The 12,839-nt window shown below is 52.7% G+C and carries 10 protein-coding genes; 4 read left to right on the top strand and 6 right to left on the bottom strand.

Annotated features, from left to right (window positions below):
• Positions 1-74 precede the first annotated feature (74 nt).
• Positions 75-986 (top strand): recombination-associated protein RdgC, encoded by a 912-nt coding sequence (rdgC, locus tag ACN28R_RS13350; RefSeq protein WP_095834649.1) that lies wholly within the window; start codon positions 75-77, stop codon positions 984-986.
• Between the two features lie 64 nt (positions 987-1,050).
• Here the strand turns inward: rdgC and ACN28R_RS13355 are convergent, their stop codons facing one another.
• The 5 genes from ACN28R_RS13355 to uxuA all read right to left on the bottom strand — a co-directional run bounded on the left by ACN28R_RS13355 (position 1,051) and on the right by uxuA (position 7,170).
• Complete coding sequence (locus ACN28R_RS13355; RefSeq protein WP_095834650.1) at positions 1,051-2,841, bottom strand: methyl-accepting chemotaxis protein; 1,791 nt, start codon at positions 2,839-2,841, stop codon at positions 1,051-1,053.
• A gap of 446 nt (positions 2,842-3,287) precedes the next feature.
• Positions 3,288-3,572, bottom strand: a complete 285-nt coding sequence (ppnP, locus tag ACN28R_RS13360; protein WP_095834651.1) for a pyrimidine/purine nucleoside phosphorylase — start codon at positions 3,570-3,572, stop codon at positions 3,288-3,290.
• A 135-nt stretch (positions 3,573-3,707) separates the two neighbouring features.
• Complete coding sequence (gene aroL / locus ACN28R_RS13365) at positions 3,708-4,229, bottom strand: shikimate kinase AroL (protein ID WP_095834652.1); 522 nt, start codon at positions 4,227-4,229, stop codon at positions 3,708-3,710.
• A 278-nt stretch (positions 4,230-4,507) separates the two neighbouring features.
• Complete coding sequence (locus tag ACN28R_RS13370; protein WP_048635853.1) at positions 4,508-5,557, bottom strand: type II asparaginase; 1,050 nt, start codon at positions 5,555-5,557, stop codon at positions 4,508-4,510.
• A 416-nt stretch (positions 5,558-5,973) separates the two neighbouring features.
• On the bottom strand, positions 5,974-7,170 hold the full coding sequence (gene uxuA, locus ACN28R_RS13375; protein ID WP_095834653.1) for a mannonate dehydratase: 1,197 nt from the start codon (positions 7,168-7,170) through the stop codon (positions 5,974-5,976).
• A 320-nt stretch (positions 7,171-7,490) separates the two neighbouring features.
• Here uxuA and ACN28R_RS13380 point away from each other — a divergent pair, with 320 nt between their 5' ends.
• Positions 7,491-9,011, top strand: coding sequence for a mannitol dehydrogenase family protein (locus ACN28R_RS13380; protein ID WP_095834654.1), 1,521 nt, complete (start codon positions 7,491-7,493; stop codon positions 9,009-9,011).
• 192 nt (positions 9,012-9,203) lie between these two features.
• Here ACN28R_RS13380 and ACN28R_RS13385 read toward each other — a convergent pair whose 3' ends face one another.
• A complete protein-coding gene (locus tag ACN28R_RS13385) occupies positions 9,204-9,938 on the bottom strand; it encodes an FCD domain-containing protein (RefSeq protein WP_048635856.1) in 735 nt (244 codons plus the stop codon).
• A gap of 386 nt (positions 9,939-10,324) precedes the next feature.
• Here ACN28R_RS13385 and ACN28R_RS13390 point away from each other — a divergent pair, with 386 nt between their 5' ends.
• Together ACN28R_RS13390 and ACN28R_RS13395 are read left to right on the top strand one after the other, a co-directional pair.
• Complete coding sequence (locus ACN28R_RS13390; RefSeq protein WP_220701747.1) at positions 10,325-11,479, top strand: alpha/beta hydrolase; 1,155 nt, start codon at positions 10,325-10,327, stop codon at positions 11,477-11,479.
• A gap of 102 nt (positions 11,480-11,581) precedes the next feature.
• A complete protein-coding gene (locus tag ACN28R_RS13395) occupies positions 11,582-12,826 on the top strand; it encodes a SpoIIE family protein phosphatase (protein WP_048635858.1) in 1,245 nt (414 codons plus the stop codon).
• Positions 12,827-12,839: the final 13 nt, after the last annotated feature.

The raw sequence follows: 12,839 nt of genomic DNA on the forward strand, positions 1-12,839 counted from the left end.
GCCGAATTCGCTATCATGCCCGCTGCATTAATGAACCTGCACGCAAATTTGCGCGCTCAGTCTGAGATAACACCATGCTGTGGTTTAAAAATTTAATGATTTACCGCTTAAGCCGGGAAAGCGCTTTTTCTGCGGATGAGATGGAAAAACAGTTAAGTACTTTTGCTTTCACGCCATGCGGCAGTCAGGACATGATGAAAACGGGTTGGGTGTCGCCAATGGGCTCCCACAGCGATGCGTTGACGCATGTCGTTAACGGTCAGATCATCATCTGTGCGCGTAAAGAAGAAAAGATCCTGCCCTCGCCGGTCATCAAGCAAACGCTGCTGGCCAAAATCGAACGGCTGGAAGCGGAACAACACCGCAAGCTGAAAAAAACCGAAAAAGACGCGCTGAAAGACGAAGTGCTGCACAGTCTGCTGCCGCGCGCCTTCAGCCGCTTCAGCCAAACCTGGCTATGGCTCGATACCGTTAATGGCCTGATCATGGTCGACGCCGCCAGCGCCAAGAAAGCGGAAGATACGCTGGCGCTATTGCGTAAAACGCTGGGATCGCTGCCGGTGGTTCCGCTGACGATGGAAAACCCGATAGAACTGACGCTGACCGAATGGGTGCGATCCGGCGATACGCCGGCGGGGTTCGCCTTACAGGATGAAGCCGAACTGAAAGCGATTCTGGAAGATGGCGGCGTCATCCGCTGCAAGAAGCAGAATCTGGTTTGTGATGAAATCGCCGTCCATATCGAAGCCGGCAAACTGGTCACCAAACTGGCGCTGGACTGGCAGGAGCGGGTACAGTTGGTGCTATCGGATGACGGTTCGCTGAAACGATTGAAGTTTTCCGATACCTTGCGTGAACAAAATGATGATATCGATCGGGATGATTTCGCTCAGCGTTTCGATGCCGATTTTATTCTGATGACCAGCGAACTGGCCGCGCTAATCAGCAACCTGATTGACGCATTGGGCGGAGAAGCGCAACGCTAACCTCGCCGTTGACTGTTCTGTGCTTAAAAGATGCCCGCCGCCACGCTAACGGCGGGCATGATACTTACACCTTGAAGTGTCCGATAGCCGCCGTCAGATCGTCGGCCTGAGACTGCAACGCCGCGGATGCCGCCGCAGACTCCTGAACCAACGCCGCATTCTGTTGCACCATTGAATCCAACTGCGTCACCGCCTGATTGATTTCATGGATACCGCGCATCTGTTCATCCGCCGCATGGGTAATCTCGGACATCACCGTCGTTACCGTCGATACCCCGCCAACAATGCCGTTCATGGTATTACTGGCCTGGCGCACCTGCGACGAACCGGATGATACGCTGGACACGGTCGACTCAATCAGCTCTTTGATCTCTTTTGCCGCCTGCGCACTGCGCTGCGCCAGACTACGAACCTCGCCCGCGACCACCGCGAATCCACGGCCCTGCTCGCCGGCTCGCGCCGCCTCCACCGCGGCATTCAGCGCCAGAATATTGGTCTGGAAGGCAATACCGTCAATCACGCCGATAATATCGCCGATTTTGCCGGACGCGGCCACGATCTCTTCCATCGTCACAATCACATCAGACACCACTTTCCCGCCGACCTCCGCGTCTTTCGCCAGCGCCAGCGCTTTCTCATTCACCTGCCGGGCGGAACCGGCGGACTGGGTGACCGTGGCGGAAATTTGCTCTAATGCCGCCGCCGTCTGCTGAATACTGGAAGCCGCAGACTCCGTACGCGAAGATAGATCGTTATTCCCGGAAGAGATTTCATCTGCGGCGGCCTGCAGCAAGGCGCTGATATCACGGATCTGAATCATCACCAGGCTGAGCTTATCGATAAAGGTATTGAAGGAGCGCGCGATCTGCGCCACTTCATCATGCCCGTCGTCAGGCAAACGCTGCGTCAGATCGTTGTTGCCGTGGCTGATATCGTCCATCGCATCGCGAATCAACAGCAGACGCTTCAACGTGGACGCGATCATGACCCCGACGACCAGCGAACCGAGCAACGCAATAATCAGCAGCGTACCGATCGAGGTCACCAGCAAAAAGCGCATACCCTCCGTCGCTTCCGTCTTGTCCAGAGCCACCAGCATCTGCCAGTTGGTGCCGCGAATCGGCTGAGCAAGAACCAGCTTGGTTACGCCATCAAAATCAACGGCGAGCGGATGCGTGGCCGTCATCAACGCATTCAGATCGATGCCAGGCGCAATATCGGCGATATTCTTCAGCGTGAGCTTCTCATCAGGGTGCGCGATAATCGTGCCATCCTGGGCAATTAGCACGCCAAAACTGGAAGGCGTCGGGTTAATCGACTTCACGTTTTCAATCACGCTGCCCATCGTTACGTCGCTGCCCAGCACTCCCTGAACCGCACTCTCCTCCATTACCGGAACGGCGAAAGAAACAATCAGCGCTTTGGTTGATACATCGACATAAGGCGCGGTGACGACCGGTTTTCCTTCCCTTACGGCCTGCTGATACCAGGGCCGGATAGTGGGATCGTAGTCGGCGGGGATCCCGTTGGCATCGGAAAATTTCGCCGTTTTGTCCTCATACCCCATGTACACATTCAGAAAACCGCCGGCAGCGGCGATCTGCTGGAACATCGGCACCGGATTCGCATCAATCAGCACGCGGTCGTGGAGCGACGTCATCATCAACGTTTTAGACGCGACCCAATCGCCGATCGCCATGCTATGACTGGCGGCGACTGAATTCAGCATATTGTCGATGGATTCCTCATTGGCATTATTGGCGATGGTGTAATTGAGAAACGTATTAACGGTGAGCGAGAGTACGACAATCATCGTACAAGCCGCCAAAATTCGGGCTCGTGTCGTTTTTAGCATAGGACGTTCTTCACATAGAAAGGTGATAAAAATCTTAACGGCACAATTAAATAAAACTTGAGATACCCCAAATAACAGCCGATTGATTTATAAAGGAAATTAACAGGGAGGGCGTGATACGTTATCACGTATTTATAACCCAAAGGAGTTATTAAATACATCCAGGAGTAAAAACTTGGTTTAATTTACCAAAAAAATAAACATTATCAGTAGATAAAAACTATTTATTACATAAAAGATAACCTGCGGTGAGAAAGCAGGTTAACGCTGTATTTTCGTACAGATTCACCGCACAAAAATGTTCTTGCCATAACAATTAATTATTACTGATAGGTTTTTAGGATTCTGATTTATATAAATAATAAAAAGTAATAAATAAAAAGGCCGCTTTGCGTTAATTACGGCAAGCAGCCCTGTATTAATAGATTAAAACCAGACTGGGCGGACTACAAATACTTACACAAATAAGAAGAGGTTTCCGCCACCTCTAAATTGAATTCGCTTTGCCCTGGAACAGAGAACGAGTCACCCGGCGTAAATACCCGCCACTCAATCTCACCCGGCAATAATACCTTCAGCGCGCCGCTAATCACCGTCATTTCTTCAGGCTGCCCCGTTCCAAACGTATATTCTCCGGCTTCCATGACCCCGACACTGGCACGGCCAATGCTGTCGCTTTCAAAGCCGATAGACTTCACTTTCCCGGTAAAATACTCATTTACATTCAGCATAGCTGCGGCACCTGTCATCGAAAAAAATCAAGAAAATTCATCATAAAAGGAGAATAGCGCCGCTGTCACTATCTATTCGGAGAAAAATAGCCAACCGACGATGGCACAGCGATTATTTTATTAGCGCAAGAAACGCTAGGCCGCCGATAAACGCAGAATCCGCATGACATTGGCGACAATGGCGAGCGGCTCCTGCGTCGCATCAATAATATGATGGGCCGCACCGCGATAAAATGCCTCACGAGAAGCCAATACATCGGCCATCTCTTCCGCGATAGGCCGTCCGGTCAGCGTTGGCCGCTGATGCGCCTGCGGGCTGTTTTCCAAGCGTCGGGCCAGCAATTCCGCGGGCGCCCGGAGATAAATAACCGTGCCGTTGTCATACATAAACCGCCGGTTTGACTCCGACAGCACCATGCCGCCTCCGGTGGCAATCACGCGATGATGCGTCGTCACCTCCAGCAATGCCTGACTTTCCCGCCGGCGGAAGCCGTGCCATCCTTCCTGCTCGACCACCTCAGCAACCGTCATATTACTGCTTTGCTGCATAAAAAGATCGGTATCGACAAAGTCATACCCTAACGCCTGTGCCAGTTGTCCTCCCACCGTGGTTTTACCACAGCCTCTGGCACCAACCATAAAAATGGGTTGTGTCATCTAATGATGTATCCTTATTTTCTCACCAGGCTCGTACTGAACATCATAGTTCTGCTATCGGGTCGTCTATTATACCCTAAATAATGCGAATTGCGGGAAGGCGGCAAGTGAAGGCATACCGATAGCCCCCAACAATATAAACGCCGCCTTTTTAAAGAAGAAAGCCCCGCCAATGGATAACGGGGCCGTCATCTTTTTACTACCGATTTTTTATGACGGGCGTCCTGCCCGTCCCCCTTCGGGCCGTCGCAAGCGACGATTTTTTATCTGAGCGAATATCAGTAGGTATGGAAATATTCCTGAATTATCGCCGGATTCGTGGTTTTCGTCAGCGCCAGCATCAGCAGAATGCGGGCTTTGGCCGGGTTCAGCGAATCGGAGACCAATCCGGGCTGAGAAGCATCCGGCGGCACAATACCGCTGCCGGTACGGCTGGCGCGAACCACCACAATGCCTTTGCTTTCAGCTTTACGAATACCGGCATCACTGCGTTTGGAGACGCTGCCTGCGCCCATACCGGCATAAACGATACCTTTCACGCCATGTGCAATGGCCGCGTCATACATATATTCCGGATCGTCCTGATAGCCATAAATAATATCGACTGCCGGCAATTTTTCCAGTTTGGCGATATCGAATACGGAACGCGTGGTATGAATTTTATCCAAACGATTCTGGAAATAGACTTTGCCGCCGATAATTACGCCCAGATAACCCTCTTCCGGCGCCTTGAAGGTGTCCAGCGTAGAAGCGTTGGTCTTGGTGATAAAACGGGCGGAGCCGATACGGTCGTTCAGCACCACCATCACGCCACGGCCGCGCGCATTTTTATCCGCCGCCACTTTAACCGCATCGTATAGGTTCATCGGACCGTCGGCGCTGATCGATGTCGCCGGACGCATGGCCGCCGCGAAAACAACCGGCTTGTCGCTTTTCACCGTCAGGTTCAGGAAATAAGGGGATTCGTCCAGCGTATCCGTACCGTGCGTGATAACGACGCCGTCCACATCGCTGCGCGCCAGTAGCTCATTGACTCTTTTGCTCAATTTCAGCAAAACGTCGCTGGTCATATTCTCGCTGCCGATATTGGCGATCTGCTCGCCGGAAATATTCGCTAGCGTTTTCAACTCCGGCACAGCCTGGATCAGCGTATCCACGCCTAATGCGCCGGCTTTATAACCCGTGGTTTGCGTGTTGGCCGCCGCGGAGCCCGCGATTGTTCCTCCGGTCGCCAGAATGACCACGTTAGGCAGATTTTCCGCCGCGCCCGCCACGGAGGAAAAACAAATAAAAACCACTAAAAACAGAGAATTAAATATCCTTTTCATATCTGTACCAACCAATATGTTTAAACGCGAAGGGCTTTCTGAAAGCGAGTTATCGCATCAGAACGCCGCCTGTGAGTGATATACCCAATGAACGTCAAAATACGGGTATATACCCGTCATACTGCAACCCGAATTATTTCGGGTCTAGATTCCTATCCGCCAGCCACATAGCCGACGTCGGCGTTTATGATGCCCCAGCGCCGGTTGACTGTATAGCTTTTGCTGCAAAATCACCGGCATAGCTCATCAGAACATCAGAGCATCATTTAAGCAAACAGGCGTAGTCATCCGTGCAGATTAGTGATCCACGCAGATTAAGAAAGCGATATTCCAGGAGGAAGGATGGGGGAATTTACGGAAAGGGATTGGCGGCGCTTGCCGAGGGTACTGGGCCTCATCCATAAGGCCCATTGACGTTATCCCTGTTTCAGTTCAGGAAAAAGTAAACGTTTTAACGCCAGTTCAACGCCGCGCACTTCGGCCAGTCCTTTCAGACGGCCAATCGCCGAATAACCGGGGTTGGTTTTCTTTTTCAGATCGTCCAGCATTTGGTGACCGTGATCCGGCCGCATCGGCAGCGGACGCAGATCGCCGGCTTTCTGACGACGCAGCTCTTCCGTCAGGATCGCTTTCACTACGGCGACCATGTCCACATCGCCATGCAGGTGAGCGCCTTCGTGGAAGCTTTTCGGGTTCCGCTCGCGGCACGTGGCGCGCAAATGGACAAAATGAATGCGATCGCCGAAGGTCTCGATCATCTTAACCAGATCGTTATCCGCCCGCACGCCGTAAGAACCGGTACACATGGTAAAGCCGTTATTGATGCTATCGACGGTCTGTTTCAGCCAGTGCATATCATCAATGGTCGACACTACCCGCGGCAGGCCAAGAATCGGACGCGGCGGATCGTCCGGATGAATAGCCAGGCGAATCCCCACCTCTTCCGCAACCGGCACAATCTGCTGTAAAAAATAACCCAGATGGGTACGCAGCCTGGCATGATCGATGCCGTCATATTCCGCCAGGCGCGCGCGGAACTGATCCAGCGTGTAGCCTTCTTCCGCCCCCGGCAGCCCGGCAATGATATTCCCCGTCAGACGGGCGATATCTTCCTCGCTCATGGCCTTGAAATATTCAGCGGCCTGCGCCTGTTCTTCCGCCGTGTAATCCCGATCCGCGCCGGCGCGTTTCAGAATATGCAGTTCAAACGCGGCAAAGGCTATCTGATCGAAACGCAGCGCTTTGGCGCCGTTCGGCAGTTGATACTCCAGATCGGTTCTGGTCCAGTCCAGAACGGGCATAAAGTTATAGCAAACGGTATCAATACCGCACTGCGCCAGATTGCGCAGCGACTGCTGATAATTCGCGATATGCTGTTGATAATCGCCGGTTTGTGTTTTGATCTCTTCGTGTACCGGGATACTTTCCACCACCGACCACACCAACCCTTTGGCTTTTAATTCCGCCTTACGCTTTTCAATTTCTTCAATCGACCAGATTTCCCCATTGGGAATGTGATGCAGCGCCGTCACCACGCCTGTGGCCCCGGCTTGCCGGATATCATCAAGTGATACCGGATCTTTCGGGCCGAACCAACGCCAGGTTTGTTCCATACAGAGTTACCTTCTCGCTATAGCCATTATTTACATCAGACCAGGTTTATGTCAGACCAATTACCATAAAAATATAACCAAAGCCTACATCAACAGGTTTTGGTGTCAAATGAAAAGCCAAATTGGTTGATCCATTACACAAAAACAACCTAATTTGGACAAACAAATTTTATTTTAAGCCGTTAAGTCTTACATTATTGCTAGCAACACGGCACTATAATGTCTGTTTTTTGTCCAAACAAACATTTTGGTCTGACAAGTTACCCGTTTTCCGTCTGTAAAAAACGCTTATGGCAAGGGAAAGAACTCAGAGAACCCGTATGAAAACGACTATCGCTGGAAAAAACACATCGAATGAATCATCGGCTGATGTTGAGAACAACATCGCCAATACCCCTTTACCCGCTGAAGTTCAACAACCGCACTACGATCGGATGGCCCTGAAAAGCCGCATCGTACATATTGGCTTCGGCGCGTTCCACCGTGCTCATCAGGCACTATTGACCGACCGCGTGCTCAATCATCAGGGGGGCGATTGGGGAATTTGCGAAGTCAGCCTGTTCGGTAATGAAAACCTGTTTAAAAGCCTTCGTCAGCAGGCTCATCGCTATAGCGTGTTGGAAAAAGGCGCCAATGCCAATCGGGCCATTATTGTCGGCTCGGTCAATGAATCGCTGCACGCCCGTCTGGAAGGCATCACCGCCATAATAGAAAAACTGGCCGAACCGCAGGTCGCCATCGTTTCGATAACCATTACGGAAAAGGGCTACTGCATTGATCGAAGTACAGGCAAGTTGGATCGCGAAAACGCGCTAATCAAAATGGATCTGGAAATGCCGGACGCGCCGGCTTCCGCGCCGGGCGTGCTGGTGGAAGCGCTACGCGTGCGGCGGGAACGCGGCCTCGCCCCTTTTACCGTGCTTTCCTGCGACAACATGCCGGAAAACGGGGATGTGGTGAAAAGCGCCGTGCTGGAGCTGGCGGCCCTCAGAGACCAGGAATTGGCGCAGTGGATTGAAACCCACAGCGCGTTCCCGAACACCATGGTCGACCGCATCGTGCCGGCGGCGACGCCGGAAACCTTGCAGCAGATTGCCGACACGCTGGGCGTCTACGATCCCTGCGGGATAGCCTGCGAACCCTTTATTCAGTGGGTGGTGGAAGACAAATTCGTCGCCGGCCGCCCCGACTGGGATATCGCCGGCGTACAGTTGGTCGACGATGTATTGCCGTTTGAAGAGATGAAGCTGCGTATGCTCAATGGCAGCCATTCGTTCCTTGCCTATCTGGGCTATCTGGCTGGCTATCAGCATATCAATGACTGCATGACCGACAACCACTACCGGCGTGCGGCCCATCATCTGATGCTCAAGGAACAAGCGCCGACGCTGCGGGTTACCGGCGTCGATCTGGCGGACTATGCCAGCCAGTTGATTACCCGCTACGAAAACCCGTCGCTGAAACATCGCACCTGGCAAATTGCGATGGATGGTACGCAAAAGTTGCCGCAACGTATGCTGGACTCCATTCGCTGGCACATCAGCCACGGCAGTGACTATCGTTGCCTGCTGCTGGGCATCGCGGGCTGGATGCGTTACATCGGCGGCGTAGACGATGCCGGACAGGCGATTGACGTTCGCGATCCCATGGCCGAGCAACTTCAGCAGATCGTAAACGCCACGGCGGACGGCGAACCCCGCGTGCGGGCGTTGTTAGCCCTAACGGCGGTGTTCGGTGAGGAACTGCCGCAAAACGAGGCGTTCGTTAACCAACTGATTAAGGCCTACGCGTCACTGCAACAGCACGGCGCAAAGGCCGCGGTTGCGGCGTTGTTATCATAAATTGTTGTCATAAATTGTTGTAACAGCGGACTCGCAGTACCGCGCGCACTCAAGCGTATTGAAGGGAAAACAAGGGTAGGCTTCCGCAGGAATGCCTTTCCCCTTGCTTCCCGCGGCTGGCTCGATCGGCATGGCGACCGCGTCAGGCTGACGCGTAACAGAAAATAGGGTGAAACCGGGAAAGAAAACCGCTCAATATTCCAAACGGGAAGGAACGGATTCGAACAGATAACCGTCAAATGCCGGATCGTCCATGTTCGAGATCTCCAGCAGCTTGTTTTTCACGTTTTCCAAATGCAGCCACATTTCCTGGCGCGCCATTTTCGAATCTCGCCGCGACACGGCCCGCAGGATTTTCTGGTGGTCGTCCAGCCACTGCCGTTGATAGCTGAAATCATCGGTATGGGAATGAATCCCCTGCCACATCGGGCTTCGCTTACGGGCCTGCCACACTTCATACACCATATTGGCCAGCACGCTGTTTTGGGTAGATTGCGCCAACAGGCAATGAAATTGCTCGTCCGCGCTTTCATCTACGCTGCCGTTCTCCAGAGAGAGCGTCTCCTGCTCAATGGCCTGGCGCATTTTAATGATGTCGCTCTTGGTTGCCTGCATCGCCGCAAACGCCGCCACCTCGCTTTCCAGTAGTTGGCGCGCCTGCAGCAGTTCAAACGGGCCATAGCCGCTGTCCGCGGCCTCCCCTTTTTCCGGGCCTTCAGGGATCTGAATCACATAAACGCCGGAGCCTTTGCGCACTTCGATCAGCTTTTCCAGCTCTAGCATAATCAGCGCTTCGCGCACCACGCTACGGCTAACGCCATAGGCATCGGCGATATCACGCTCAGGAGAAAGGCGATCGCCGATCTGATATTTTCCATTCAGAATTTCTGCGCGGATGTTACCGCCTATTTGCTGATATAACCGCATATCACCCAGTTCCTTCATCCATTTAACTGCCGCGCCCACAATTGGCAGGACCAATAACGCGACAAGTCACCCAATTTGTCCGAAGTATAACACGAAGCCCGAAGACGTTTTCTATCGGAAGTACCTATATAACCCCAAAAACATTGGCATTACAGAGGGGCAGATCCCAGGAATGTTCAGGCGTAACCCAAAACGGCCGGACCGCAGACGCCGAACGAAGGTAAATTGCCGCGCAAATAGGGTTTATATACTATAGGTGAAGGGTTTCTCTGCTGTTTTCTATCAGAAACTTTTTACTGCGCGGTTGATGCAGACAAATATTATCGGATGCGGCAAGGATCATATAAATGGGAAAGCGCGTCTTTTTGCCAGCCATTGCAGCGACGATGGCGAAAAGGATAGTCTGCGCAACTGTCGCCGTCTGCCTGCTTGTTATTGCGGGCTGTGGCGGCAAACCGCGCAATGTTACGCCGCTTGGGCAAACGTCGTTTGTTCAATATCAGCGGGACACCACGCAATGGGTAGAGCGGCATCGCGCTTTCCAGAGTACCGATAAGCGTGTCGAACTGCTCTGGAATACACCGCGGGAAATGCGTCCGGCCGCTAAGCCGACCAAAGGGATATTACTGGTTCACGGTCTGGGCGATTCCCCAGGTTCATTTAACGACATTATGCCGCGTTTGGCGCAACAGGGCTTTCTGGTCAGAACCGTACTGCTGCCGGGACACGGCACCCGCCCGGCGGACATGCTGCCTGTCACCGTCGATGACTGGCGCAGAGTCGTCAATGAACAGACCGAAATTCTTCGCCATGACGTAAACGAGGTTTATCTGGGCGGTTTTTCCACCGGCGCTAATCTGGTTTTGGAATATGCGCTGAATCACCCGGAAATCAAAGGATTGTTGCTGTTTTCACCGGCGATCAAGTCTAACGAACGATACGATTTCCTGACGCCGCTGCTGGCCGTTTTTACCGACTGGATACTGAAGCCCCGCCCTGGTTATCCGCAGCAGTTGGCAACGCGTTACATGGTGGTGCCGACCAACGGTTTCGCCCAGTTTTACCACTCCAGCCGCGCGGTGCGATCGCGGCTGGCCAAAACGACTTACGACAAACCCGTGTTAATGGTGCTTACCGAGCATGACTCGGTGCTGGATACGCCCTATCTGCTTGCACGCTTCGATCGGAAATTTACCCACCCACGCAGCAGGCTGATTTGGTACGGCAGTCAACCGGCGGAACCGCACTCCTCGCGCGTGCTGGTTCGCAGCGACTACTTGCCCGAACGGCGGATAAGCCAGTTCTCCCATATGTCGATGCTGTTTTCGCCGGATAATAAAGAGTACGGCGAGACGGGCGCCACCATTATTTGCGCTAACGGACAATCCCATGTCAGTCAATCTCAATGCCAGGACAGAAGCAAACTGTGGTATTCCGACTGGGGCTATCAGGAAGCGGGAAAAACGCATGTTCGCTTAACGTTCAACCCCTATTTCAATTGGCAAACCCAGGTGATGAATGAAGTTCTGAAAAACGAATGACTTATCGGTCAAATTCCCCTGGCGAGAGGGCGTATTGTCATTATTCGTTCATAAACATCGGCTATGTTAGCCCCAAGGATGATCAGCTTGTAAAAAAGGGCCATGACTTCTCTCTCTGTTTCACGCGATCAACAATATCTTTGGGGGCCAGCCACGGCGCTGGATCTCTGTATTCCCGCCCCGCACGTGTCTCCCGATACCGATAACGCCACCGTGTTACAGCTTTTTAGTAAAAACAAGGAGTTGGTCAGTTTGCCGGTGGTAGAAGACGGCCGACCTTTCGGGCTAATTAGCCGCCACATCTTTATGTCGCAAATGTCCCGCCCTTTTTATCATGAGCTGTACGATAAAAAGAGCTGCATCGCTTTTATGGACAAAAACCCGCTGATTATTGACGCCGCCTCTCCGCTAAGCGACGTGGCGGACCAAACGGTAATCACCGGGGATAAATCGCTGACGGATGGCTTCATCATTATGGAAAACGAGCGGTATATCGGGATCGGGCTCGGCATCGATCTGATCAAAGCGGTTTCCGAGATGCATTCGCAACAGCATCAGCAGATCATGCAAAGCATCGAATATGCCAGAGTACTTCAGGAGGCCATGCTGACCACCTCGCGGCAGTCGATGTCCGGCTCGCTGACGGACTGGTGCATGGTATGGGAGCCAAGAGACTGCGTCGGCGGCGACTGTTATTACTTCAAAGCGTATAAAAATGGCTGGCTCGCCGTTGTCGCGGACTGCACCGGACATGGCGTTCCCGGCGCCTTTATGACCCTGATTTTCGCCTCCGCATTGGAACAGGCGCTAACGCAACATGGGCCGGAAATGCCCGATCTATTGCTACAGGCGATCAACCGTCATATCAAGAATACCCTCGGTCAACGTAGCGAGAGACGTCAACAACCCTCTTCCAACGATGGCTGCGATGCCATTCTGATCTTTTGCGATACCACAAAAAATACGCTCGTCTGGGCCAGCGCCCACATGTGCGCATTTCTGGTCAAACAACAAGCGGCACAGGTGGAGATTCTCGCCGCTGACCGCATGGGCGTCGGCTATACCGACACGCCTTACGATTACTGCTGGCCCTGTCATCAGTTAACGCTGGACAGCAACGATCTCTTTTTTACCACCACCGACGGGCTGACCGATCAAATCGGCGGCGAGCGGAAAACGATGTTCGGCAAACGTCGGCTACAGAAGATTCTTCTGCATTATCAGGATCAGCCAATGCCGGCATTCGCCAATCACTTACTAAAAAAACATATGGATTATCAAGGCGATCAGGTAAGAAGGGATGACCTGACTTTTTGGGGTTTTCGACATTGTTCGACATTGACTTAATCAGGTGAATCGG

The sequence above is a fragment of the Brenneria goodwinii genome (assembly GCF_002291445.1).
Classification (GTDB): Bacteria; Pseudomonadota; Gammaproteobacteria; order Enterobacterales; family Enterobacteriaceae; genus Brenneria; species Brenneria goodwinii.

Bases quoted from the DNA above. Each gene is read 5' to 3' on its own strand.
- rdgC (WP_095834649.1), top strand. From the start codon at position 75: ATGCTGTGGTTTAAAAATTTAATGATTTACCGCTTAAGCCGGGAAAGC.
- ACN28R_RS13355 (WP_095834650.1), bottom strand. From the start codon at position 2,841: ATGCTAAAAACGACACGAGCCCGAATTTTGGCGGCTTGTACGATGATT.
- ppnP (WP_095834651.1), bottom strand. From the start codon at position 3,572: ATGCTGAATGTAAATGAGTATTTTACCGGGAAAGTGAAGTCTATCGGC.
- aroL (WP_095834652.1), bottom strand. From the start codon at position 4,229: ATGACACAACCCATTTTTATGGTTGGTGCCAGAGGCTGTGGTAAAACC.
- ACN28R_RS13370 (WP_048635853.1), bottom strand. From the start codon at position 5,557: ATGAAAAGGATATTTAATTCTCTGTTTTTAGTGGTTTTTATTTGTTTT.
- uxuA (WP_095834653.1), bottom strand. From the start codon at position 7,170: ATGGAACAAACCTGGCGTTGGTTCGGCCCGAAAGATCCGGTATCACTT.
- ACN28R_RS13380 (WP_095834654.1), top strand. From the start codon at position 7,491: ATGAAAACGACTATCGCTGGAAAAAACACATCGAATGAATCATCGGCT.
- ACN28R_RS13385 (WP_048635856.1), bottom strand. From the start codon at position 9,938: ATGCGGTTATATCAGCAAATAGGCGGTAACATCCGCGCAGAAATTCTG.
- ACN28R_RS13390 (WP_220701747.1), top strand. From the start codon at position 10,325: ATGGCGAAAAGGATAGTCTGCGCAACTGTCGCCGTCTGCCTGCTTGTT.
- ACN28R_RS13395 (WP_048635858.1), top strand. From the start codon at position 11,582: ATGACTTCTCTCTCTGTTTCACGCGATCAACAATATCTTTGGGGGCCA.